The organism is Streptococcus mitis, assembly GCF_946190065.1.
Classification (GTDB): domain Bacteria; phylum Bacillota; class Bacilli; order Lactobacillales; family Streptococcaceae; genus Streptococcus; species Streptococcus mitis_DE.
In genome coordinates, this window is the sequence record NZ_CAMHZD010000001.1 from 174,699 (window position 1) to 199,930 (window position 25,232).

At 35.4% G+C, this 25,232-nt stretch carries 26 protein-coding genes and 2 pseudogenes; 21 read left to right on the forward strand and 7 right to left on the reverse strand.

The annotated features are described in order from the left end of the window. Positions 1-71: 71 nt before the first annotated feature. From OCF96_RS00865 to msr(D), 7 genes are all read left to right on the forward strand, one after another. A complete protein-coding gene (locus OCF96_RS00865; protein WP_261445105.1) occupies positions 72-1,652 on the forward strand; it encodes a sensor histidine kinase in 1,581 nt (526 codons plus the stop codon). Further along, positions 1,633-2,229 carry a response regulator transcription factor gene (locus OCF96_RS00870; protein WP_261445108.1) on the forward strand — a complete coding sequence of 199 codons (597 nt, stop codon included), beginning with the start codon at positions 1,633-1,635 and terminating at the stop codon, positions 2,227-2,229. The genes OCF96_RS00865 and OCF96_RS00870 overlap by 20 nt, the downstream gene beginning before the upstream one ends. A gap of 205 nt (positions 2,230-2,434) precedes the next feature. Beyond that, entirely contained in the window at positions 2,435-2,656 is a 222-nt protein-coding gene (locus OCF96_RS00875; protein ID WP_000286248.1) for a helix-turn-helix domain-containing protein, read from the forward strand. A 489-nt stretch (positions 2,657-3,145) separates the two neighbouring features. Next, positions 3,146-4,897, forward strand: coding sequence for a recombinase family protein (locus tag OCF96_RS00880; RefSeq protein ID WP_261445114.1), 1,752 nt, complete (start codon positions 3,146-3,148; stop codon positions 4,895-4,897). Positions 4,898-5,439: 542 nt separating this feature from the next. Further along, entirely contained in the window at positions 5,440-5,610 is a 171-nt protein-coding gene (locus tag OCF96_RS00885; RefSeq protein ID WP_000873143.1) for a hypothetical protein, read from the forward strand. A 385-nt stretch (positions 5,611-5,995) separates the two neighbouring features. Next, complete coding sequence (mef(A), locus tag OCF96_RS00890; protein WP_000417519.1) at positions 5,996-7,213, forward strand: macrolide efflux MFS transporter Mef(A); 1,218 nt, start codon at positions 5,996-5,998, stop codon at positions 7,211-7,213. Between the two features lie 119 nt (positions 7,214-7,332). Beyond that, positions 7,333-8,796: an ABC-F type ribosomal protection protein Msr(D) gene (gene msr(D), locus OCF96_RS00895; protein ID WP_261445118.1), complete on the forward strand. Its 1,464-nt coding sequence runs from the start codon at positions 7,333-7,335 to the stop codon at positions 8,794-8,796. Between the two features lie 117 nt (positions 8,797-8,913). Here msr(D) and OCF96_RS00900 read toward each other — a convergent pair whose 3' ends face one another. From OCF96_RS00900 to OCF96_RS00915, 4 genes are read right to left on the reverse strand one after another with little or no spacing between them, the layout of a single operon-like run. After that, positions 8,914-9,213 carry a DUF5960 family protein gene (locus OCF96_RS00900; RefSeq protein WP_001072467.1) on the reverse strand — a complete coding sequence of 100 codons (300 nt, stop codon included), beginning with the start codon at positions 9,211-9,213 and terminating at the stop codon, positions 8,914-8,916. After that, positions 9,200-9,568, reverse strand: coding sequence for a hypothetical protein (locus OCF96_RS00905; protein WP_000567222.1), 369 nt, complete (start codon positions 9,566-9,568; stop codon positions 9,200-9,202). Before OCF96_RS00905 ends, OCF96_RS00900 begins: the two co-directional genes overlap by 14 nt. Before the next feature lie 12 nt (positions 9,569-9,580). Then, positions 9,581-9,916 carry a DinB/UmuC family translesion DNA polymerase gene (locus tag OCF96_RS00910; protein ID WP_000806926.1) on the reverse strand — a complete coding sequence of 112 codons (336 nt, stop codon included), beginning with the start codon at positions 9,914-9,916 and terminating at the stop codon, positions 9,581-9,583. Next, the gene (locus OCF96_RS00915; RefSeq protein WP_001813542.1) at positions 9,913-10,158 is read right to left on the reverse strand and encodes a hypothetical protein; all 246 of its coding nucleotides are present in this window, start codon (positions 10,156-10,158) and stop codon (positions 9,913-9,915) included. Before OCF96_RS00915 ends, OCF96_RS00910 begins: the two co-directional genes overlap by 4 nt. 422 nt (positions 10,159-10,580) lie before the next feature. Between OCF96_RS00915 and OCF96_RS00920 the strand changes: the two genes are divergently transcribed. The 10 genes and pseudogenes from OCF96_RS00920 to OCF96_RS00965 all read left to right on the forward strand — a co-directional run bounded on the left by OCF96_RS00920 (position 10,581) and on the right by OCF96_RS00965 (position 18,392). Further along, positions 10,581-11,318: a CPBP family intramembrane glutamic endopeptidase gene (locus OCF96_RS00920; protein WP_060628313.1), complete on the forward strand. Its 738-nt coding sequence runs from the start codon at positions 10,581-10,583 to the stop codon at positions 11,316-11,318. A 360-nt stretch (positions 11,319-11,678) separates the two neighbouring features. Then, positions 11,679-12,296, forward strand: coding sequence for an RpiB/LacA/LacB family sugar-phosphate isomerase (locus OCF96_RS00925; RefSeq protein ID WP_261445130.1), 618 nt, complete (start codon positions 11,679-11,681; stop codon positions 12,294-12,296). Between the two features lie 203 nt (positions 12,297-12,499). Further along, positions 12,500-13,306 carry an alpha/beta hydrolase gene (locus OCF96_RS00930; RefSeq protein ID WP_261445133.1) on the forward strand — a complete coding sequence of 269 codons (807 nt, stop codon included), beginning with the start codon at positions 12,500-12,502 and terminating at the stop codon, positions 13,304-13,306. A gap of 11 nt (positions 13,307-13,317) precedes the next feature. Then, a pseudogene (locus tag OCF96_RS10280) lies at positions 13,318-13,432 on the forward strand (ADP-ribosylglycohydrolase family protein); the annotation flags it as partial. 119 nt (positions 13,433-13,551) lie between these two features. Continuing rightward, a complete protein-coding gene (locus OCF96_RS00940) occupies positions 13,552-14,169 on the forward strand; it encodes an SAP domain-containing protein (RefSeq protein WP_004254379.1) in 618 nt (205 codons plus the stop codon). Then, positions 14,168-14,341, forward strand: a pseudogene (locus OCF96_RS00945) (ADP-ribosylglycohydrolase family protein); the annotation flags it as partial. The gene OCF96_RS00940 and the pseudogene OCF96_RS00945, both read left to right, overlap by 2 nt. A gap of 111 nt (positions 14,342-14,452) precedes the next feature. Then, complete coding sequence (locus OCF96_RS00950) at positions 14,453-15,337, forward strand: diacylglycerol/lipid kinase family protein (protein ID WP_261445148.1); 885 nt, start codon at positions 14,453-14,455, stop codon at positions 15,335-15,337. Positions 15,338-15,498: 161 nt separating this feature from the next. Beyond that, complete coding sequence (locus OCF96_RS00955; protein WP_261445150.1) at positions 15,499-17,241, forward strand: glycoside hydrolase family 13 protein; 1,743 nt, start codon at positions 15,499-15,501, stop codon at positions 17,239-17,241. Positions 17,242-17,360: 119 nt separating this feature from the next. After that, positions 17,361-17,672, forward strand: a complete 312-nt coding sequence (locus tag OCF96_RS00960; protein WP_261445152.1) for a hypothetical protein — start codon at positions 17,361-17,363, stop codon at positions 17,670-17,672. Between the two features lie 3 nt (positions 17,673-17,675). Continuing rightward, on the forward strand, positions 17,676-18,392 hold the full coding sequence (locus tag OCF96_RS00965) for an alpha/beta hydrolase (protein WP_261445154.1): 717 nt from the start codon (positions 17,676-17,678) through the stop codon (positions 18,390-18,392). 129 nt (positions 18,393-18,521) lie between these two features. Here OCF96_RS00965 and OCF96_RS00970 read toward each other — a convergent pair whose 3' ends face one another. From OCF96_RS00970 to OCF96_RS00980, 3 genes are read right to left on the reverse strand one after another with little or no spacing between them, the layout of a single operon-like run. Further along, complete coding sequence (locus tag OCF96_RS00970; RefSeq protein WP_261445155.1) at positions 18,522-19,337, reverse strand: TIGR03943 family putative permease subunit; 816 nt, start codon at positions 19,335-19,337, stop codon at positions 18,522-18,524. After that, positions 19,334-20,239 (reverse strand): permease, encoded by a 906-nt coding sequence (locus tag OCF96_RS00975; RefSeq protein ID WP_261445157.1) that lies wholly within the window; start codon positions 20,237-20,239, stop codon positions 19,334-19,336. The genes OCF96_RS00970 and OCF96_RS00975 overlap by 4 nt, the downstream gene beginning before the upstream one ends. After that, the gene (locus tag OCF96_RS00980) at positions 20,240-20,371 is read right to left on the reverse strand and encodes an SPJ_0845 family protein (RefSeq protein WP_000268685.1); all 132 of its coding nucleotides are present in this window, start codon (positions 20,369-20,371) and stop codon (positions 20,240-20,242) included. A gap of 256 nt (positions 20,372-20,627) precedes the next feature. Here OCF96_RS00980 and OCF96_RS00985 point away from each other — a divergent pair, with 256 nt between their 5' ends. The 4 genes from OCF96_RS00985 to OCF96_RS01000 all read left to right on the forward strand — a co-directional run bounded on the left by OCF96_RS00985 (position 20,628) and on the right by OCF96_RS01000 (position 24,942). Beyond that, positions 20,628-21,944, forward strand: a complete 1,317-nt coding sequence (locus OCF96_RS00985) for a DUF1919 domain-containing protein (protein ID WP_261047801.1) — start codon at positions 20,628-20,630, stop codon at positions 21,942-21,944. A 101-nt stretch (positions 21,945-22,045) separates the two neighbouring features. After that, the gene (locus OCF96_RS00990) at positions 22,046-24,175 is read left to right on the forward strand and encodes a Tex family protein (protein ID WP_261445159.1); all 2,130 of its coding nucleotides are present in this window, start codon (positions 22,046-22,048) and stop codon (positions 24,173-24,175) included. Beyond that, positions 24,162-24,611, forward strand: a complete 450-nt coding sequence (locus OCF96_RS00995) for a SprT family protein (protein ID WP_261067493.1) — start codon at positions 24,162-24,164, stop codon at positions 24,609-24,611. The genes OCF96_RS00990 and OCF96_RS00995 overlap by 14 nt, the downstream gene beginning before the upstream one ends. Before the next feature lie 58 nt (positions 24,612-24,669). Further along, positions 24,670-24,942 carry a PspC domain-containing protein gene (locus tag OCF96_RS01000; RefSeq protein ID WP_084949699.1) on the forward strand — a complete coding sequence of 91 codons (273 nt, stop codon included), beginning with the start codon at positions 24,670-24,672 and terminating at the stop codon, positions 24,940-24,942. Positions 24,943-25,232 lie beyond the last annotated feature (290 nt).

The following is a 25,232-nucleotide window of genomic DNA, read 5'->3' on the forward strand; positions in this document are numbered from 1 at the left end:
AAACTAGGATACTGTTAAATAGTATTCTAGTTTTATGCTATACTATACTTATAAAATAGAGGGAGATGATTATGATGAAAAAAATTGTAAAAATCATTTCTAATCATTCATTATGGTTGTGGCAATTAACTTTGCTGAATCACTTGATCTTGATGTTCTACATATACTATAGAGTTCCTATTTATTATGCAAGTGGTCTCACGCAAAAGTTCTCCGTAATACTTGTGATTTTGTTGATTGTGTCCAGCTATGTTTGTAACTTTATCAAATTTCGATATAGTGAACTAAAATTATGGATAATACTTTTGTTATCTTTAGTTAGCTGGCAAGCAATCTTTCAACAAGAAATAAATAATACTCTCCTCCATTTTTTTGATATACTGAATCCAATTAATTCATTTTTATTGGTTTATAGTTCTCTTTCGATTATTTTACTAGGTGAGAGGATTGGGGAAGAATTGGTGAATGTTTCACTAGGTTTAACCATCATTACAATTTTTTCTTATGTGATTTACTTCCCACTATTTTTATTCCTATCGATATTCACTACTTTTTTTCTTACAGCTGTTCCTTTGCTTTTATTGCTCTTGTATCGAAAAGAGTTGAGAAATGTAATAGCTTCTCAAAGGAGAAATATTGTGATTCTTTCGGTAGTGTTACCTGTTTCCTACTTTGTATTATATGTTAATACTAGGGGGTCAAGTGTTCTAAATTTAGTGTGGTATATTGAGGTATTATCTATACTGACTTTTTTACATTTTAAAACAATTTTTACATCACTAAAAAAGAAAATTGATGAATTGAAATTATCATATTTAAAAGCCTTTACTCGCTTATTTTTTTTAGTGGGAGGATTGTTATTGCTTTCGTTTATCGGTTTTCAACTAGAATTGAATGTGAGTTTTTTAATTTTAAATATAATTTTGATAATCATGGCAATTGTTGCAGAAGAATGTATTCGATTGTTTCGTGTATCGGATATGAGAAATGCGAAAGATTACCTGGAAATTCTATTTTTGAAGAGAAATAAAATGGTTAATCATCTTCTTTCTAATGAAGTTGTAGAACAGCAATTTTCAGAATTTCTCCATAATGAAATTTTACAAAGTGTGATGGCTATTAAGAATTTCAATGCTTATAGTCAAAATGAGATGTTTGGAAATCAAATAAATCTTGTTACTGAAGAACTAGTACAACGAATTAGAGAACGAATGGATTATTACCAGCCTATGAGTGAGGTAGATGAACCTCTTTCAAAAAAATATCAGGCACTCATCGAAAGGATCGAGAAAAGATATAAGAAAAAAAGTTCAGTAGTGGTATATTTTCCACCTAAATTTTTTTTAATGACTCCCTATGATAAAATTGTCTACCGTTTTATTGAGGAGTTAATTACTAATGCTGTTAAATATTCACAAGAAGGAGAGATTTCTTTAGAAATCGAGACAAAACAGGATGTTATTTTTATAGTTTCTGAGAATAAATCTATTTCTAACAAAGAACATTCTCTGGGATATGGCTTGAAAAATATGGAAAATAAATTAAGTGTTTTAGGTGGTAAGATGAATACTTTAGATAAGAATGGTATTTTTCGTATTGTTATTGAACTACCGATTGATAAGGAGCTATGTTATGAAAATTTTGTTGATTGATGATCATAAATTGTTTAGTCAGAGTATTAAACTGATTTTGGAATTATCAGAGGATATTGAAAGGGTAGATTTGATGGATGATTTTTCTTCTGTCTTGGATTTCCCTTTTGATGACTATGACATTATTCTGATTGACATAAACTTGACTAGTTTGTATCAGGAGGATGGGCTATCTTTAGCTCAAATGATTATTAAAAATGGATGTTCTGCTAAAATTGTTATCTTAACTGGATATAGTAAAAAAATGTATGAGTATCGTGCTAAGATAATGGGTGCCTGGGGATTTTTGGATAAGAGTATTGCTCCAGTGGAGTTACTTCAAAACTTGATAGAAATTTATCAGGGTAGAAAGATTTTTTCAGATGAAGTAGTGGTAGATGTTTTAACTTCACGTGAAATAGAAATATTAGAATTAGTTCGAAATGGTCTAAGTATAGATGATATTTGTGAAAAGGTTTATGTGAGTAAGCGAACTGTTTCGAATCATCTTGCAAATATCTTTTCAAAATTAGGAGTGTCCAGTAGACAGGAAGCTATTCATGTCGCGGAACAGTTAGGTTACTTTTCACCCGAATAATTGATAAGTTCTATTGTTTAGAAATCTTTAATTGAATTTGAGTGAGGATGGTTGCAAAAGCAATTATTACTTACTCTTTTTTTTAAAAAAACTTTACATATAAATATAAGTCTATATATAGGTTGGAAAATTCTTTTGTCCGATTTGGACAATCTATTAAATATTTAAAATTTATGGTCTATACTTTTTCTCAGGAGAAAGCTAGATGTACAGACGTTTGAGAGATTTGAGGGAAGATCACGATTTGACCCAAAAACAAATAGCTAAAATACTTTCGTTTACAAACTCAGCTTATGCTAAAATTGAACGGGGTGAGCATGCCTTGACGGCAGATGTATTGGTAACTCTCTCAAACTTTTACGATGTCAGTACAGACTATCTATTGGGATTGACAGATTTTCCTGATAAAATTCGCTTTAGAAAATAATCTCCTCAATTGCATAGAGTCTGAAAATGAGGAGATTTTTTATTTGTTCTTTGACAATTGAATAGTCCAAAATGGTACTTTCCTCATTTGTGGAGCAGATTTGAATGGCTCGCCATGATAAGAGCGATTTTAAAACCATCAATAAAATAGAGCGATACTTTATATGCCATGATACAAATGATATACAATGATACTTCTGACCGTTCAGGCTGCCAACGTAAAAGAGCAGCAAGTGAAATTCTTATGATGACTTCATCAGTCATGCCATGGAGGTAAATGATAAAAATCAAAAGGAAGTGATTTTTTGAAATCAAGTTTAGAAAATTATGTAGTAGAGCTAGAGATGTTAAATCTATTATTCTTAAAAAAACTTATTAGTGAAAAAGAATATGATAAAATAAAGCTGAAACTACGTAAAATGTACATAAATTAGCTGACCTTTTCTATTGGTTGCGGTAAAATAAATGCAGAATAATAGGAGGTTAAGTCATGACAAATAATGTTGAAATCATAAAAGCAAACCCTTTAGTAACGAGAAGAAATGATAGTAATGGTTCTCTATTAAGAAGAGTGGCAGCGTATTGTCGTGTTAGTTCTGATAGTGATGACCAAAAGAATAGCTATGATTCTCAAGTTCGACATTATCGGGAATATATATCACAGCATAAAGATTGGAATTTAGTTGATATTTATGCTGATGAAGGTATATCGGGAACTCAAGTTGGAAAAAGACAAGATTTTCAAAGATTGATTTCAGATTGCCTTGATGGAAAAATAGACTATATCATTACTAAAGCTATTGCTCGATTTGCTAGAAATACATTAGATACTCTCAAATATGTTCGTCTGCTCAAAGATAAACAAATTGGTGTATTTTTCGAAGAAGAAAATATTGATACTTTAACTATGGATGGTGAGCTACTATTAACGATATTAAGTTCAGTGGCTCAACAGGAAGTTGAAAACACATCTGCTCATGTTAAAAAAGGGTTAAAAATGAAGATGCAACGTGGAGAACTTATTGGTTTTCAAGGTTGTCTTGGTTATGACTATAATCAAGATACAAAGTCAATATCAATAAACGAAAAAGAAGCCAAGATAGTACGTTATATTTTTGAACGATACATTGATGGTATTGGGGGTAGGGCAATAGCTAGAGAACTTGATGAACTAGGTTATAAAACTCCGAGAGGTCTTGATCACTGGCAGGATACAACAGTTTTAGGAATTATTAAAAACGAGAAGTATAAAGGTGATATTCTAATGGGAAAAACTTTCACTGTTGACCCCATTAGTAAGAGACGTTTAATAAATTTCGGTGAAGAAGATAAATACTACATTAAAAATAATCATGATGCAATAATTAGTCCAGAAATTTTTACACAGGCGCAAGAAATTAGATTACGGAGATCAGGAAACAAAAAAACCATAGCAAATACAAAAGGTAAACGAGAAAGATACTCAAGAATGTACCCTTTTAGCAGTAGATTGGAATGTGGTTTTTGTGGTACTGTTCTGTCTAGAAGAAGTTGGCACTCTAGTTCAGAGTACAAAAAGATTATTTGGCACTGTACAACATCTATAAAGAGAGGTAAAAAGTATTGCACTCATAGTAAAGGAATAGAGGAAAAAGCAATAGAAAATGCTTTCTTACAGAGCTACCAACAGTTGTTTTATGAAAATAATAACCTAACTGAAGACTTTCTTGAAATTATAAAAGAAGAGCTTACTGATGATACTTTAAAAGTGGAGTTGAATAAGATAGTTAGTAAATTAAATTCGTTGTACAAAAAAGAAGAAAAATTAGTTTCAATGAATCTTGATGGAAAAATAAGTGATTCTGTATATGAAGATAAATTCAATCAAATACAAATTGAGAAAGAAAAACTTTTAGAAGAAAAAGTAAACTTAGAAGTAACTTTAAAATCAGAAGTTGATATAAAAAGTAGATTAGAGAATTTTAAAGAAATTTTAACTTCACAAAAGACTTTGACTGAGTTTGACAAGGACATTTTTGAAAGTATCGTTGAAAAAATCATAGTAGGCGGAATAAATTCTGATGGAGAAATTGATCCAGCAATGTTGACTATAATTTTTAAAACGGGAGATTCTTCGACTAAAGATGCAAAATCTTACAAATCTAAAAGGAAGAATGCTAAAATAGAAAATGATAAATTGTGTTTTAATACCGTAACCGATGACGAAAAAAAGTGTACAAATAAAGAAAACAACGCATGTTGAGGCGGTAAGTTTGCTAGTCAAGGAGTAAAACGACGAAGATTAGCATTTACTTCCGCCCATGCGATAGCTGTCCGTGATTGACAAGTGCTAGCACGCAGACAGAACGGAGATAGCGAACCGCTGAGTGTGTCGCTCTGCTCGTAAAAGCTTAGAAACCTTTGAACGAAAGGGATAATGAAAGCCTTGATTGCAAGGCTTTTTGCTTTATGGTGGGTAAGTATCAGAGTGAGAAAATTTTTGGAATGAGTAGAAGTGATAGCTAGAAATTATCAGTTTCTATTTCCATTTACCCTGTGGGTACGTGTTTGTTTCCATTGACAAGGAGTTTGTGGGAATAGAAATGTACCCACCTTGTTTGAATCAAGTGAAGTGTAGTTGAAGGAAATCTGTTGAAAGCAATACTTCATTTTACCGAATAAGTAATAATTTAGGCAACTTCAAATCGATTAAAAAAAACTATTTTAAAGGTTAAGAGTAGACAAAAATTGTCCACTCTTTTTTGCAAACTCAATTTATCAATAAATGAAATGAGGGAATGTAAAATGAAATATTTTGAGGTTGAGTTAGAAAATCCTGATGAATTTTTAAAACTACAAACAGAAGATTTTGTGAAAGCTAATCGCTTGCTACTAAGGAAGATAATCCAGAGCGTTACAGTCTATGAAGAAAACTTCGTCATATCCTTTAAATCTGGCATCGAATTGGAAGTATGAGTCTCATTCCATAACTTTTATATTGAACATATCATCTTTTTGTGTTATACTATAAATTGATATAAACAAAGATGTAGGAGGAACCGAAACTATGACAGCCTCAATGCGTTTAAGATAAGCTGGCAATAAAAAAAGCAGAATCTATACCCGATGATAGGCTTTTTTGTTGTGCTTATTTATACGATATTGAGCATTCATTAGTTACGGTGAGGATATTGGTTATTTAACTATACCTTTATTTAACTATGTCTTTAATATGAATGTTTCCAAATTGTATGTATGCAGACCAAAAGCCACATTGTGGGGTTTGGCCTGCATTTTTTATTGCCTAGAATGCTATTCAAAATAGAAATTCAAGCAAAATAATATGCAGGAGATAATATAAATGGAAAAATACAACAATTGGAAACGAAAATTTTATGCAATATGGGCAGGGCAAGCAGTATCATTAATCACTAGTGCCATCCTGCAAATGGCGATTATTTTTTACCTTACAGAAAAAACAGGATCTGCGATGGTCTTGTCTATGGCTTCATTAGTAGGTTTTTTACCCTATGCGATTTTGGGACCTGCCATTGGTGTGCTAGTGGATCGTCATGATAGGAAGAAGATAATGATTGGTGCCGATTTAATTATCGCAGCAGCTGGTGCAGTGCTTGCTATTGTTGCATTCTGTATGGAGCTACCTGTCTGGATGATTATGATAGTATTGTTTATCCGTAGCATTGGAACAGCTTTTCATACCCCAGCACTCAATGCGGTTACACCACTTTTAGTACCAGAAGAACAGCTAACGAAATGCGCAGGCTATAGTCAGTCTTTGCAGTCTATAAGCTATATTGTTAGTCCGGCAGTTGCAGCACTCTTATACTCCGTTTGGGATTTAAATGCTATTATTGCCATCGACGTATTGGGTGCTGTGATTGCATCTATTACGGTAGCAATTGTACGTATACCTAAGCTGGGTAATCAAGTGCAAAGTTTAGAACCAAATTTCATAAGGGAGATGAAAGAAGGAGTTGTGGTTCTGAGACAAAACAAAGGATTGTTTGCCTTATTACTCTTAGGAACACTATATACTTTTGTTTATATGCCAATCAATGCACTATTTCCTTTAATAAGCATGGAACACTTTAATGGAACGCCTGTGCATATTTCTATTACGGAAATTTCCTTTGCATTTGGGATGCTAGCAGGAGGCTTATTATTAGGAAGATTAGGGGGCTTCGAAAAGCATGTATTACTAATAACAAGTTCATTTTTTATAATGGGGACCAGTTTAGCCGTTTCGGGAATACTTCCTCCAAATGGATTTGTAATATTCGTAGTTTGCTGTGCAATAATGGGGCTTTCGGTGCCATTTTATAGCGGTGTGCAAACAGCTCTTTTTCAGGAGAAAATTAAGCCTGAATATTTAGGACGTGTATTTTCTTTGATCGGAAGTATCATGTCACTTGCTATGCCAATTGGGTTAATTCTTTCTGGATTCTTTGCTGATAAAATCGGTGTAAATCATTGGTTTTTACTATCAGGTATTTTAATTATTGGCATTGCTATAGTTTGCCAAATGATAACTGAGGTTAGAAAATTAGATTTAAAATAAACAATATTGGAGGAATATTTATGTATCTTATTTTCATGTAACTCTTCCTGCTAAAATCGCAGGGTTTTCCCTGCATACAAGCAAATGAAAGTATGCGATTATAGACAGGAGGAAATGTTATGGAATTAATATTAAAAGCAAAAGACATTCGTGTGGAATTCAAAGGACGCGATGTTTTAGATATAAATGAATTAGAAGTATATGATTATGACCGTATTGGTTTAGTAGGAGCAAATGGTGCTGGAAAAAGCACTTTACTCAGGGTACTTTTAGGAGAATTAACTCCCCCAGGATGTAAAATGAATCGTCTGGGTGAACTTGCCTATATTCCCCAGTTGGACGAAGTAACTCTGCAGGAGGAAAAAGATTTTGCACTTGTAGGCAAGCTAGGTGTTGAGCAATTAAATATACAGACTATGAGCGGTGGTGAAGAAACAAGGCTTAAAATAGCACAGGCCTTATCGGCACAGGTTCATGGTATTTTAGCGGATGAACCTACGAGCCATTTAGACCGTGAAGGAATTGATTTTCTAATAGGACAGCTAAAATATTTTACAGGTGCACTGTTAGTTATTAGCCATGACCGCTATTTTCTTGATGAAATAGTAGATAAAATATGGGAACTGAAAGATGGCAAAATCACTGAGTATTGGGGAAACTATTCTGATTATCTTCGTCAGAAAGAGGAAGAACGTAAGAGCCAAGCTGCAGAATACGAACAATTTATTGCGGAACGTGCCCGATTGGAAAGGGCTGCGGAGGAAAAGCGAAAACAGGCTCGTAAAATAAAACAGAAGGCAAAAGGTTCTTCAAAGAAAAAAAGTACTGAAGACGGAGGGCGTTTAGCTCATCAAAAATCAATAGGAAGTAAGGAAAAAAAGATGTATAATGCTGCTAAAACCCTAGAGCACAGGATTGCGGCCTTAGGAAAAGTAGAAGCTCCGGAAGGCATTCGCAGAATTCGTTTCAGGCAAAGTAAAGCATTGGAGCTCCATAATCCATACCCTATAGTCGGTGCAGAAATTAATAAAGTATTTGGGGATAAGGCTCTGTTTGAAAATGCATCTTTTCAAATTCCGTTAGGAGCAAAAGTGGCGTTAACTGGTGGTAATGGAATCGGAAAAACAACTTTAATCCAAATGATCTTAAACCATGAAGAAGGAATTTCTATTTCGCCTAAGGCAAAAATAGGTTACTTTGCACAGAATGGTTACAAGTACAACAGTAATCAGAATGTTATGGAGTTTATGCAGAAGGATTGTGACTACAATATATCAGAAATTCGTTCAGTGCTAGCATCTATGGGGTTCAAACAGAACGATATTGGAAAAAGTTTATCTGTTTTAAGCGGTGGAGAAATTATAAAATTGTTGCTTGCTAAAATGCTCATGGGTAGATATAACATCCTAATAATGGATGAACCCAGTAACTTCCTTGACATACCAAGTTTAGAGGCTTTGGAAATACTAATGAAGGAGTACACCGGAACTATCGTGTTTATCACCCACGATAAACGATTACTCGAAAATGTAGCAGATGTAGTTTATGAAATTAGAGATAAGAAAATAAATCTGAAACATTAAATTTAAGGTAGTCGCTGGTCAGTATAGTCTGTTCTGGTTGGCGACTCCATTGTTAAAGAGTATAAAGACTTTAGATTTTATGAATATTAAAAATAGGAACAGTCAATTGAACTGCTCCTATTTTTCTGCTAAATATATTGTAGTTTTCTTATATGTATAATGATAGATTAGCGGATTCTCATCTACGGTACTTACTTCAAATATGAAGAAGTGATCGCGGTTATCTCTGGACTTTTCCTTATTGAGGACAAAGTAATTCTTACGTGAAGTCGCCATTGTTTTTAGGATATCATCAGTTAGGAAGGTCAATGGAATATTCATGTTAGAGTAGCGGTAGAAGTCACGTTCAAAATCTTGGTAGCTCTCGCTATAATAGTCCATTTGTAGGTGATTACGCTGAAACTCAAGCTGATTCATAGAGCACCTCCTCGACAAGTTCAATACTAATAATGTCTTTTAATTTCAAATTGATGTGACCTGTTGTAGTTTTTATCAAAATGAAATCTTTGGTCAGACTTGGTATTGTTCCAGTGTAGGAAACACGCTTGTTTTTTTCAATCACTTGAATGCGTGTGCGTAGCTGCCCGGCGTATACTTGACTGAGGAGTAATAATTTCTTCTCTAGTGATAAGTCAGACATGTACGTTACTTTGTTTGTATCATCAGAGAGTGCTGATGCATGTTCAGATAGGAAAAAGCCCATCCATTTTTGCATCTTTGTATCCTGGTACTCTCTTGCTGATTGAAATGGTAAATATGAACGGTCAATCATATCAAATCCTTTCTATGCAGAGGCAAGGGTATTTTTATCAAATTGAATCGTAAAACCTTGAATTCCCCCACCTGTGTAACATTCTTTAAAGCGATTGATTACCTCAGTATAGATTATCACAGATGAGCTTGTTGGCTTAATGCTAAATGTAAATTCCAATGGTAATCGGTTTTCAGATTTAGCATGTACTAGTCGTATCGATATTTCAGTTGTTTTGAGTTTTCTCTGACGAAGTTTTGAAGTTGCTGTTTCAACGATTCCATGTAAAAATCTTTCAAGCATTTCAATATCATTACATCCTTTGCTACGGATTTCTGAAAATTGTACTGTATTTTTTTCTTGTTTCATTTTAATCCCTCCAATCCACCCGCGGAATGACCACCGATAAGTTTACTGCGTTCAATATTTCTGGAACCTTCAGTTAGGACGGTTCCTTTTTGTATGGCTAAAAAACCAAACTGTTCTCTGACAACATCAATAGCTGTCTGAAGTCTATTATCTTTTTCAATTTGTTCTACATCATCAAAGAGTGATAGTAGAGTATAGCTTTCATCTACGAAGCCACTATAAGATACACCAATTTGTCTCACTGCACCAGAGGTGTATTTTTTCGGAATAATACAAGTACATGACTCACCATTGTTTTGGGGAGATTTGCGGGTTCAATTTTATTCTGAGCATTTATAGATTTTTTCATCTCAGTCCTAGAATAGCCAATATGAATAGAAACGACAGTAGTCAATACTAGGGCTACTGTTCCGTTCCACAGTATCATTTAAAAATCATTTTCACACCCTTTCGTCTATTAGTATAGAAGAAAGCTCTCAGCACATGTTGAGTGTGTAGCTTTGCTGGTAAAAGCCTAGAAACCTTCTAACAAAAGGGATACTGAAAAGCCTTGATTGTAAGGCTTTTTTGTGTTTTTATGATAGAATATAGGTAGTTATAATCGAGAGCAACTAAGAAGCAGTAAAAATATTATTCATAAAATAATCAAGATAAGGAAGATAAAATGACAGAAATTGACAAAAAGAATTTAAAAAATTATCTTTATTGTACTTTTGGAATTACTTATATAGCTTGGGTGCTTCTTGCCATATTTACTCAATCTCATATTTTGGGATTAGAAACATTTATAGGGAGAATGTTACATATAGTAGGTGCACTTGGTCCAGCTATTGCAAGTGGCTTTTATTTGAAAAGGAATAATATAAAATTTAAACATTTTGTATTTAATAAAAGAAAAAATAGTAGTATTTATTTCATTATTCATTTGTTAGCAATTTTGATACTATTCTCTGTATCTTCCTTAGAATTAAACGGAGTATCAATTTATCTGATGCCACTATTCTTTATACAATTAATTTTTTTTGGTGGTGGACATGAAGAATTAGGATGGAGAGGTATATTACAACCGTTACTTGATAAAAAATATACTTATTGGCAATCTAATTTGATTGTAGGATCAATTTGGGGGATTTGGCATCTGCCTTTATGGTTTATAGTTGGAGAGAGTCATCAAGGATTTCCTTTTATTTTATTTTTTATATATACATTATTTTTAAGTTTTGTTTTAGGGCTTCTTTACCGTCAAACGAAATCTGTGGGGTACTGTCTATTATTTCATGCGTTCGCAAATTTGTTAAATCTCTATTTTGTGTTAAAAATTAATGTTATTTTTATCATCATTTTTATTGGTTATTTGATTTATACAATATTGGCTAGTAATAGAATTAGTAAGGAAAAGTAATTTTAACTTTAGATTAGTATATCCATTATTGAAAGTAACGATTTGCTAATTAGATGATCTATGTTAGAGAATTATCTATTATAATTTAAAGTGGAGTGATGAATGCCGTTTCTTTTGAAGTGGTGAAAATCTTTCCGTTCCACAGTATCATTCTAAAATGATTTTTACTGCCTTTTGTTTATTAGTATAAAAGAAAAATATTTTCATATGTGGAGGCGGTAGTTTTGATGTCAAAAGTTGCAACCAGTGAATAAATGAAGTGTAGAAAATAAAGGCTTATTCAATTCAATATATGATGAATTACCTGCACCCAAACCAAAGAAAAAGAAATAATTAAATTAGAAGTTGTAGGGGGGAAGAATGAGAATCGGAGTTATTCAAGCAAGTTCGCAAGCGACCAAAAATCAAATAATCTATGATGCTGTATTAAAGTATGCTCCAAAGAAATCTGAGGTTATAAATTTTGGCTGTACGATGGAAGAAAATGAAAAATACTCGTATATAGAAATTTCTATTCTTATAGGTATCTTGTTGGCAAGTAGGACAGTTGATTTCGTTGTTACGGGCTGTTCTTCTGGACAAGGAATGATGCTTGCTTGTAATAGTATGCCTGATGTCATTTGCGGGTATGCACCTACACCGAATGATGCCTATTTATTTGCTCAGATTAATAATGGAAATGCGATATCATTACCATTAGGTGAAGATTATACATGGTCAGGTACTGAAAATCTTGAAAGAACAATAGAAGCTCTTTTCTCGGAGCCATTTGGGCAAGGATACCCCAAGAGTGAGGCAGAGAGAAAGATAAGAGATGCCGAGCAACTTAAAGAGATAAGAAGAATCGGACAGGTTCAGTTTAAAGAATTAGTAAATATACTAGATATATCACTGCTTGAATCAATCAAGAGGAAACAGAATGTAATTCAGAATGTAAAGGCGTATGGGAAGAAAGAAATAGCTGATTTAATGAAATGAGTAAATCACAGTTTGTCGGGGTAATACCTTTTAACGATAACCTTATGCTATCGTCAAAAGGTTTATAGACATGTTCCCACATACATGTTCACTTGGCATACATAGTGTTCACTCGTTTTATGTCGAGTATGTGGTACTGCTTTTAAGAGCTGATTGAACAAGGAAAACTAGCTAGTGAAAGTTCTACAGTAAGGAGTTTAAACATGAAATTCCATGAATTTGGGGATAAGAATTTACCTCCTATCTTACTAATACACGGTGGCGGCAGTTCTTGGTGGAATTATCTTCGTCAAGCACGTATCTTGTCGGTGGAGTATCGTGTCATTCTACCCACCTTGAATGGCCACGGCGAAGAATATCAACTTGATTATGTTTCTACTGAAGATTCTGCTTTGGAGATTCTAGACTATATCAAAGCAAACTGTGGTGGGAAATTGTTTGCGATTGGTGGTGTTTCACTTGGTGGTCAAATTGCCATGGAGCTTTTGTCTTTAGACAGTGAAATTGCTGAGAAGGCCATCATAGACGGAAGCCTCTGTATTCCTCAACCAAGTTTAGCTAAAATCAGCATCTTTCTAGTGTCTCTATTTGGTAAACTGATGTTCAATAAATTCTCTTGTAAACTTCAGTTAAGCATGATGAACAAACTCTATCCTAAACTGGCTTATCCAGAGGAAATAAAAGCTTATTATTTGGAAGATTTGCCAAGGACGCCTGTCAAAACATTGGTGACAATTTACAAAAACTATATGGGATGTTACAAGCTGAAAGATATGATTTCTGCTAGCAAGGCTCAGGTTTTGTATATCTATGGTGAAAAAGAATTGAACTGTGTGAAAGAATCAGCGAAATTATTTCATCAGCTACATTCAAATACAATTTGGTATGAAGCAAAGGGGTATAACCACGGTTATTTATCAGCTTACCTGCCTTATGAGTGGATTGATTTGGTGGTGCCATTTTTAAAGAGTGATTCATTAGAAATGTGTAACGAATCTGAAATGTCATAAGGAGGAAACGGATGCTAGGAGCAATTATTGGAGATATTGTAGGTTCAGTTTACGAATGGAACAATATCAAAACGAAGTACCTTTCCTTTATTTTGGAAAGACTGCTTTTTTACAGATAATACGGTAAGTTCGAACCGCTGAGTGTGTGAGTTTGTTAGCGAAACGTAGCTAATCCTCAGAATAAAGAAACTAAAACTCCATTATTTTGAGATGACAACCTAAATTGGTTTTAAGGAGGTGTTATATTGATAGAAAGCAGACCTGAGTTTGATAAAATCGCATCCTTTGATGAGTTTAATAAATACTATTGGTATCGTGATGAACTTTCACAGATATGCAAGTCATTAGGACTTGAATATAGAGGGACAAAACAGGAACTAAATGATATTATTGAGCAGTACTTTAAGGGTAATTTGATTAAAAAATCATCAATAAAAAGGAAAAAGAAACAAGTAGAAGTTATTAGCTTAGATACAGCCTTGTTTGAATGTGGATTCTCTTTTAACACTCACTTTAGAGAATATTTCTCAACTTTAACAGGTGTTTCGCCATTTAAATTTACTGCTGATATGGCTACAGCTTGGAGAAAAGTAAAAAGAGAAAATGATTTGAGTTTTACAATCCAAGATATGCTAAAAGTCTATTATGGAAATTCAGATTATGCTAAGTATGATCATTCGGTTTGTCAATGGAATCAGTTTTTAAAGGATTTCTGTGCAGACGAAAATAGTCGAACCTACTCGAACAAACTAAAAGTAGCTTCTATTCTTTGGAAAGAAGTCCGAGACTCAAAGAATGAAAAAGTTTATTCAAAGAATCTTTTGACTGAATATGCTGACAAAATAAAAGAGTATGGTAAGTAAAAATGCCATTTCCTTTGGTGGCGACAGTGATACACTTGCTGCAGTAACTGGTAGCATTGCCTAGGCAGCTTACGGAATTCCTGATTTAATCAAGGAAAAGGCCTTTTCTTACTTAGATGACCCCTTAAAGGATGTAGTTAGACGATGGGAAAATAGAATAAAAGCGTATTAATCTCCAGTACGTTATATTTCTTTTTTCTGAGTTTTCATTGTATAATAGGGTTACATTTAGTTTCATATAATGAAATATAAAGATTTCTAACGAATATTGAGGAGAATATTAATGAAAAAAGCAATGGTAATTATCAACCCTACTTCTGGTGGCGAGAAGGCTTTGGATTACAAAGAAAAGCTGGAGAATAAAGCAAAAGAATACTTTGAGCACGTAGAAACCAAAATTACCGAAAAAGCGCTGGATGCAACACATTTTGCTGAGGAAGCTTCTCGTGAGCAGTACGATGCAGTGGTTGTGTTTGGTGGAGATGGGACTGTCAACGAAGTCATTTCGGGTATTGCTGAGAGAGACTACATTCCTAAGTTAGGGATTATCCCTGGCGGTACGGGTAACCTCATTACAAAACTATTGGAAATCAATCAAGACATCGATGGCGCTATTGATGAACTGGATTTTGATTTAACCAATAAGATTGATATCGGTAAAGCGAATGACAATTATTTTGGCTATATCTTTAGTATCGGTTCTCTTCCTGAAGCGATTCACAATGTTGAAATCGAGGACAAGACAAAATTCGGTATTCTAGCCTATGCTGTAAATACCATGAAGTCTGTCATGACGGATCAGGTCTTTAACATTAAGGTGGAGACAGAGAATGGAAATTATGTTGGTGAAGCTAGCCATGTTTTGGTTCTCTTGACAAATTACTTCGCTGACAAAAAAATCTTTGAAGAAAACAAAGATGGCTATGCTAACATTTTGATTCTGAAAGATGCTTCAATATTCTCTAAATTATCCGTTATTCCTGATTTACTAAAAGGGGATGTTGTTGCAAATGATAATATCGAGTATATCAAAGCGCGTAATATTAAGATCTCTTCAGATAGTGAATTGGAGTCAGATGTTGACGGTGATAAATCGGATAACCTACCTGTAGAAATCAAAGTCCTAGCTCAGCGAGTAGAAGTATTTTCAAAACCGAAAGAGGATTAGTATATAGAGAAAGCCTTTTTTAAGGCTTTTTGTATACTTTAAAATATAGTTCTTTTAAGAACGGACATTCCTTGCAAATAATTTACAAAAATAGTATACTGGATTTATTAACTTTGAAAACGTTTGCGTAAAAATCGATTAAAAATTTAGGAGCCAAATTGATGGAATTAAGCGCTATTTACCATAGGCCTGAGTCAGAGTTCGCCTATCTTTATAAGGATAAGAAACTCCATATTCGGATTCGAACTAAGAAAGGGGATATTGAAAGCATCAACTTGCATTATGGGGATCCTTTTATCTTTATGGAGGAGTTTTATCAGGATACAAAGAAAATGGCCAAGATAACTTCTGATGCCTTATTTGACCATTGGCAGGTTGAAGTGTCCGTCGACTTTGCACGTATCCAGTATCTCTTTGAACTCAAGGATACAGAAGGCCAAAGTATTTTGTATGGCGATAAAGGGTGTGTGGAAAATTCTCTAGAAAATCTTCATGCTATTGGTAATGGCTTTAAGTTGCCTTATATTCATGAGATCGATGCCTGTCAGGTTCCCGACTGGGTTTCAGACACGGTATGGTATCAGATATTTCCTGAGAGATTTGCTAATGGAAATGCTCTATTAAACCCAGAAGGGACATTAGACTGGGATTCCTCTATCACACCTAAAAGTGATGATTTCTTTGGTGGTGATTTACAGGGGATTATTGACCATCTGGATTACTTGCAAGACTTGGGCATTACTGGACTATATCTTTGTCCGATTTTTGAATCTACGAGCAATCATAAGTACAATACGACAGATTACTTTGAAATTGACCGTCATTTTGGAGACAAGGAGACCTTTCGGGAGCTGGTCGAGCAAGCTCATCAGCGTGGTATGAAAATCATGCTGGATGCTGTATTTAACCATATTGGTTCGCAATCGCCTCAATGGCAAGATGTTGTCAAAAATGGTGAACAGTCTTCCTATAAGAATTGGTTCCATATTCAACAATTCCCAGTGACAACTGAAAAACTAGCCAACAAGAGAGAGTTGCCTTATCATGCTTTTGGTTTCGAGGACTATATGCCTAAGCTAAATACAGTCAATCCAGAGGTCAAGGAGTATCTTTTAAAGGTTGCGACTTATTGGATTGAAGAGTTTGATATTGATGCTTGGCGTTTGGATGTGGCTAATGAGATTGACCATCAGTTCTGGAAGGATTTTCGTAAGGCAGTTTTAGCTAAAAAGCCTGATCTTTATATCCTAGGAGAAGTCTGGCATACGTCTCAGCCTTGGCTAAATGGAGATGAGTTCCATGCGGTCATGAATTATCCTTTATCTGATAGCATCAAGGAGTATTTTTTACGAGGTATTAAGAAGACGGAACAGTTCATCAATGAAATCAATGGTCAATCTATGTATTACAAACAGCAGATTTCAGAGGTTATGTTTAATCTCTTGGATTCACATGATACAGAGCGAATCCTGTGGACGGCAAATGAAGACGTTCAACTGGTTAAATCAGCCTTAGCCTTTCTCTTTTTACAAAAAGGAACACCCTGCATTTATTACGGAACAGAGCTAGCTTTGACTGGCGGTCCAGACCCAGATTGTCGTCGTTGTATGCCTTGGGAACGCGTATCAAGTACCAATGATATGCTGAATTTCATGAAGAAACTAATCAAGATTCGCAAACACGCGTCAGCAATTATTCAGCATGGCAAATATGGTCTTCAAGAAATCAAACCAGATCTAGTAGCTCTGGAATGGACATACGAAGGCCGGATCCTTAAAGCTATCTTTAACCAATCAAAAGAAGATTATATTGTAGAGAAAGAAGCAGTATCACTAGCAAATAATTGCCAAGAATTGGAAAATCAGCTTGTGATCTCTCTAAATGGATTTGTGATTTTTCATTAAAGAGCAATTAAGAGTGACAGGAAAATTGTAGTATAGAGAAGATTTTATAAACAGACTATTTGTCGTCTTGCTACAATTGGTATATAATTTAACATAGAGAAAATAGGAGGATTTATCGAATGGAATTAAAAGATTTTACAGAAAAAGAACAGGAAATGATTAATAAGGGGCTTACGACGTCTAAGATTAGTGATAAGGAAACTGCTGAGAAGATTCTTGCACTAGTACCACAAGACTTGATTAAGCGAATCCCGTTTTTTGTCAGAAAGCATGCTACGACACGCACGATTAAACGCATTTCAATTGAACACCCTGAACTCTACGCTGCAGCTCAAACAAGTGGTGAAATTCCTGAAAAAGAAAGAGAAGAATTGCGTCAGATTATCACGACTATCTTTGAACAAAAGATGAATAAGCATAGTATTAAGTAGAGAATGAAAAAATATTTTATTGGCGGTTTGGGAAGCAATGTCTATCATAGCAAGGATTTTTTTCAAGAACTAAATTCGCAGATTTATTTTCTAAATCCATATGAAAAGCATCTTCGAGATGAGACAGAATTGAAATCATGGTTTAAAAAATCGATAGAAGAGGAAGAATCTATTTGTCTGATAGGCCATTCTCTTGGAGGAGATTTGGCGCGTTATCTTGCATCGGAATTTTATGAAGTGACAAAACTGATTCTTTTGGATGGTGGCTATCTAGATTTAGATAAGATTTTACCTTTAGATACAGAGTTAGAGGAAACTAAAAACTATATTGAATCTCAAGTCATTTCGGACTTAAATCTTCTTATTTCTAAAGAAAAATCCGAAGCAAAGCATTGGTCAGAAAATATGGAGAAAGCCGTAAGACAGTCCTATCACTGGAGTTCTGAGTATAATAGATATGAGTTATCTATAAATTATGAAAATATAGAAGCGATACTCAGCCTACGGAGGAAAATACAAGCTTTTAAAAGAGAAGTGGGAGATACCTTGTTTATCAGTCCTTGCTATTCCAATGGAGCTACATGGAGAGAGGAAGCCTTAAAAGAATTGCCAGACTATTTTGATACTATTTTTCTAGAGAACGTTAGCCATGAAGTTTATACTGAAGCACCCAAAGAAATCGCTAGTATGATTAATGAGTGGCTCGATTATTCTCAATGAGCTACTTATATTGCTTGAAATGGTATAAGATTTAAATCTACAAATCATTAATACTCAGATAACAAAAAACGAACAGGCTCTTTTTCTATCATTCAGAAGAGAACTTGTTCGTTTTGTCTTTTTATTCTTTTAAAACACGCGATACACATAGGGATTCTCTGGTTTATCGACTTTGGTAAAGCTATCGATTTCCAAGGTTGGGAGGTTTTGTTTGAGTTCTTTATGGTAGCGATTGACCAGTTTTCCTTTGGCTGTTATCCAGGTGTTATTCTCATACTGACGGGTATTTCCCTTGGTCAGTAATCCATAGACACCAGAATCCGCGATACAATGGATAATGCCGAAGCGGAACAGAAATTGGCTATTGGCATGACTGGGGTCGTTATAGACAAAGCCTGTAAACTGGACTGTCTTGCCCTCGAATTCATCTGGATAGTCGTAGATAGCCTCCATGACTTCCATATAGTTTTCATTAGTGATCTGAATACTATCTTGGGACAAGTATTTATCCGCCGCAGTTCGCATTTCCTTTTCATAAGCTGCTTTTGAAAAATAAGAACTGGTATCTGGTTTCAAATATTGGCTTGTCGTACCTTCAATTGTCTGAATGGCTTGATCCGTTCCTTCCGATAAGGGGAAATGATAGCCTTTGGCTGAAACGGTCTGAGAATCCAAGCTAACAGTTGGAAAAGTTAAACCGACGACAATTGGAATGGCAAGAAGAGCAATACTAGTTCCTTTAGCTAATCGGCTATTCAGATGACTGTGGGTTTTGACTTGCTTCATCCAGATATACAGCTGGACGATTGCCAAGATAAAGGAAAGCACCATGGAAATATAGGCCAGATAGGAATAGTGCATGTTGATGTACTGGTTTAATTTTCCGGACAGATGGAGATAAATAGTCAATTCAAAATAGCCAGCTAAAACTAAAAATCGAATCATAGGATGACTCCAATCAAGAGAGAATAGACTAAAACGACCAGAGTTACAATCGTTATGAAGTGACTGATAAATCGTGCTTTCAAGTAATTTTTCATCATGAGAATATTTTTGATATCCAGCATTGGGCCAATCACGAGAAAGGCCAGAACTGGTGCCAAACCGAAACTCGAGAGAAGAGAAGCACCGATAAAGGCATCCGCCTCACTACAGAGCGAAAGAAGAAAGGCCAAAAGCATCAAGAGCAGGATGGCAAAAAGAGGGGTCGCACTGATAGAGGTCAGAATGCGTGTAGGAACGTAGACCTGTATAACAGAGGCAAAGAGACAGCCAAATACCAAGTAACATCCCGTATCAAAAAATTCATCAATAGCTTGCACAAAGACCTGAAAAACTTTTTTTGCAGGAGTCAAGTGAGAAAAATCATGCTCATGACAGGCCAGACGATTTTCTTTTTGAATGGGTTCTTGCCAGAAAAATCCTAAAAAAATTCCTAGTATCACAGCCACTACAATGGATCCCAGAGCTCGTAACAGGGCGATGTGGAAGGAATTGCCAAAGGCAGAATAGGTCGCAAAAAGAACAATGGGATTGATAACTGGTGCAGTCACAAGAAAGGGAACGGCTGTGTAACTGGGAACCTTTTTTTCCAGAAAACGATTGATAATGGGGACAATTCCACATTCACAAGAGGGGAAAAGCATCCCGACAAAGGTCCCAAAAAAGATTCTCCCCCAACGATTTCGAGGGAGAAAATGATAAACCTTGTCAGGTGTGATATAAACCTCAATCAACCCTGAAACAATACTTCCTATCAGAACGAAGGGTAGTGCTTCAATGATTATAGAGAGAAAAATAGCCCCAGTCTGAAGCACACTAGAAGGGAGTTGTTGGAAAGCAGTCATCTAGTTTTTCTTTTCTGCTTTGGCTTTTTTCTCTTTGTCATCAGGGAAAGTAACTTGTTTCAAATCAGGGAGTTTGGCAAACTCTTCAAACATCTTGTCCAAGTCGTCTCGTTTTGTAAATTTTACAGCCATAGGTATACCTCGATTCTAAATTCTACCTCTATTATACTATTATTTTGAGGAAAAGGGAAAAGTTAAAATTTCAAATTGAGTAGCTAATAAATAATACAGCTTGATATCACATGATGTACACTATAATTGTGCTATAATTAAATAAAAGAAAATCATTATCAGAAAATTATAGGAGGTAGTCAAATTGACTGACTCAATTAGTGTTATTTTGTTACACCAAGGAGACAGAAATAGTTTATTAGAGTCTTTATCAATAGTGGATAGACAAACATTAAAAGATATAGAAGTTATTATTGTAAACCAATCCACAGAGGAAATAGATTCCATTAGCCAACAGATAGATCTAGCACTTGATATTAAGATTATAGGTGAGAATTCTTTTGCTGAGTTGTCTGATATGATTACGGGAGATTATATTACGTTTCTATCATCAAATGATTCATTATTTGATTGGACATTTGAAAAGATGTATCATGCGATAAAATTATCTGATTCTGATGTTGTTCTTGGTAATTTTGCTGATTTGGTTGATGGAGTATTTTACTTTTATCCTTGGGGTGATAATTGGTTGACAAAAAACTTAACGAATGTTCAAGTTTTAGAAAAGATGGATGATACAGATCATCGAATTAGAAAACAATATTGCTCATTGTTCGGAAAATTATTCAATAGTAAACTTTTACGAAAAATAAATCAATTTGATATAAATAACCTTATTTGGAGACTTTATATTCAATCTAAAACTGCAACCTATATTAATTTACCGACATATATCTATAAACCTGTTGTAGATGTTAAACCTCTCAAAGATTCCTATAAAATCATATTAGAAAATTATGAAAATAGAATAAAAGATTGCGTCGTCTTAGAAAACTATGATATAGAAATAGCGAAAAGACAATATATTCAAGAATTGGCAAATTTTAGTGCTTGGTTAAAAAATGACGGTGAACATTTAGATTCTGAAATTGTTTATCATAAGTTGATAGCTGCAGAGAAAGGAATTTTCCCTTTTCTTGACCTTGATAGATTAGATTTCACGATTATAAGTAATAATTGTGTTGGAGGATTAATTTATAAACAACTTGGTTTTCAATATAGAACACCTTTTGTTGGTTTATTTATTCTTCCTGATGATTATTATAAACTTACAAAGGATTTTCGGTACTATATGGAACAAGAACTTGTTTTCGAAGAGGAACTTATTTCACCGAGCTGGACTCATGAAGTTTATCCTTTGGGACATTTAGGAGATATAGATATTCATTTTCTACATTATTCTAGTATTGAAGAAGCACGAACTAAGTGGGAAAAAAGAAAAAAACGTATAAATTGGGATAATATTTATTTTAAATTTGATAATAAAGATTCAGCTAGTGAAGAAATTCTAAGTAAGATGGATAATCTTCCCTATTCTAATAAATTAATTTTAGTCAATCGTCCATATAAAAACTTGAAAAGTCAATGTGTTATTCCAGGTCAGGAACATCTTCCAGAACTGGCTATTATGTCTGATCCATTAAATACTTTTGATATCATGGCTTGGTTAAAAAAAGGCGGCAATGCTCTATAAGTACAAGTTATTGCTCTATAGCATATAAATCTATTCCCTACATATTTTTTAAATGTTCTACGAGTTAATTTGAAACGTTTAGCTTATGGTATAATAGATTCATGGATAAAAAATATGAAAAAATCTCCCAGGATTTGGGAGTGACGTTAAAGCAAATTGATACCGTTCTAAGTTTGACAGCTGAAGGGGCTACTATTCCCTTTATCGCGCGTTATCGCAAGGACATGACTGGTAGTCTGGATGAGGTGGCAATTAAGGCCATTATCGACTTGGATAAGAGTCTGACAAATCTCAACGACCGTAAGGAAGCTGTTTTAGCTAAGATTCAAGAGCAAGGCAAGCTGACTAAGGAATTGGAAGAAGCTATCTTAGCTGCCGAAAAACTAGCTGATGTAGAAGAACTCTATCTTCCATACAAGGAAAAACGTCGGACCAAGGCAACCATTGCCCGTGAAGCTGGACTCTTCCCACTTGCTCGCTTGATTTTGCAGAATGTAACTGACTTAGAGAAAGAGGCTGAAAAGTTTGTCTGTGAAGGATTTGCGAGTAGCAAAGAAGCTTTAGCTGGTGCAGTTGATATCTTGGTCGAAGCCTTATCGGAAGATGTGACCTTGCGTTCCATGACTTATCAGGAGGTTCTGAGACACTCTAAACTCACTTCTCAAGCCAAGGATGAAAGTCTTGATGAAAAGCAGGTTTTTCAGATTTACTATGATTTTTCTGAGACAGTTGGAAATATGCAAGGCTATCGTACTTTAGCCCTCAATCGTGGGGAGAAACTTGGTGTCTTGAAAGTCGGTTTTGAACATGCGACGGACCGTATTCTAGCTTTCTTTGCTGCTCGTTTCAAGGTGAAAAATGCCTATATTGATGAAGTCGTTCAGCAATCTGTTAAGAAAAAAGTTTTGCCTGCTATCGAGCGACGTATTCGGACAGAATTGACTGAGAAAGCGGAAGAAGGAGCCATCCAACTTTTTTCTGACAATCTGCGCAATCTCCTCTTGGTTGCTCCGCTGAAAGGGCGCGTGGTTCTTGGATTTGACCCTGCCTTTCGTACAGGTGCCAAACTAGCTGTCGTGGATGCTACAGGAAAAATGCTGACGACTCAAGTCATCTATCCAGTCAAACCAGCCTCAGCTCGTCAAATCGAAGAAGCCAAGAAAGATTTGGCGGACTTGATTGGTCAGTACAGGGTGGAAATTATTGCTATCGGAAATGGAACTGCCAGTCGGGAAAGTGAAGCTTTTGTGGCGGAAGTTCTCAAAGAGTTTCCAGAAGTCAGCTATGTTATCGTAAATGAAAGTGGTGCTTCGGTCTATTCTGCCAGCGAACTTGCTCGTCAGGAGTTTCCAGACTTGACCGTTGAAAAACGCTCAGCTATTTCTATCGCCCGTCGTTTGCAAGATCCCCTTGCGGAATTGGTCAAAATCGATCCTAAGTCAATCGGCGTCGGACAGTACCAGCACGATGTCAGTCAGAAAAAACTGTCTGAAAGTCTGGACTTTGTCGTCGATACAGTGGTTAACCAAGTCGGTGTCAATGTTAATACAGCTAGCCCAGCTCTTCTTTCCCATGTCGCTGGACTCAATAAAACCATTTCTGAAAATATCGTCAAGTATCGTGAAGAAGAAGGAAAAATCACTTCACGCGCCCAAATCAAGAAAGTTCCTCGTCTGGGAGCCAAGGCCTTTGAGCAGGCAGCTGGTTTCCTTCGTATTCCTGAAAGTAGCAATATCCTTGATAATACAGGAGTTCACCCAGAAAATTACGCTGCTGTTAAGGAACTCTTCAAACGCTTGGATATCAAGGATCTGAATGAAGAAGCCCAAAGTAAACTCAAGTCCCTTTCAGTCAAGGAAATAGCGCAAGAGCTAGACCTTGGTCCAGAAACTCTTAAAGATATCATTGCAGACCTTCTCAAACCAGGTCGAGATTTCCGTGATTCCTTTGATGCTCCAGTTCTCCGTCAAGATGTACTGGATATCAAGGATCTTGTTGTCGGCCAGAAGCTAGAAGGTGTGGTGCGTAACGTCGTTGATTTCGGTGCCTTCGTTGATATTGGGATTCATGAGGACGGTTTGATTCATATTTCCCACATGAGTCGCAAATTTATCAAACATCCCAGCCAAGTGGTATCTGTTGGTGATTTGGTGACAGTCTGGGTTAAGAAAATTGATACTGAACGTGAAAAAGTCAATCTGTCGCTCCTCGCTCCAAATGAAACTGACTGATTACGTTAAGCAGGTTTCACTAGAAGACTTCGGCAGACCTTTTATCCATCAAGCCCAGTGGAATTCTCGTCTACGTTCGACAGGTGGGCGATTTTTTCCCAAAGATGGGCATTTGGATTTTAATCCTAAGGTTTATCAGGAACTTGGTTTAGACGTTTTTAGGAAAATTGTCCGACATGAACTATGTCATTATCACCTCTATTTTCAAGGGAAGGGCTATCAACATAAAGATCGGGATTTTAAGGAACTGTTGAAAGCGGTGGATGGGTTACGCTTTGTGCCAACCTTGCCCAATAGCAACTCCAAGCCAATCAAGCTCTATCGTTGCCAATCCTGCCAGCAAACTTATCAGCGCAAGCGGAGGATTGATACCAAACGCTATCGCTGTGGACTTTGTCGAGGTAAATTGCTACTGATAAATCAGCCTGAGGACTGATGAAAGCCGAGCCTACCCATGATATACTAAGTCTAACCTAGTAGAAAGAGGTAATACCATGAACAGTAAATTTTATAAAATGAGACGAAATCGCATGATTTCAGGAGTTCTGGCAGGTCTAGCAGACAAATGGAACTTTGATGTTACCCTTGTTCGTTTCTTGTTTGCCATTTTTACAGTCGCAAACTTTGGACTTGGTGTGATTATCTATATCATCCTAGCTTCTATCATGCCAACCAAAGAAGAAATCGAAGCAGAAATGTACGGAACAGGCCCACGAAAACGCAAAGAAGCACAAGCAATTGACGACAATGAAGGCTGGTTTTGGTGAGGTAGAAACAGTTATTTTACTGTTAGTCTATGAATTCGACTAATCTATTTTAAAATTTTTGAACCCTTGTATCTGCAAGGGTTTTCTTCTTGCCTTCTTTTTATGGTAAAATATTTTTAATGAAATGGGTATATTCCCTCCAATCTTACAAAAATGTAAGATTAAAGTCTCTTTTGTAAGGTTAGGTTATGGCAAGCGGTCTTTTTTTGATGTAAACTAGACTCATAAAGAACAAAGGAGTAACATCATGAAACAAATCTTACAGAAGAAAACAAGAAAACCAAGTCACA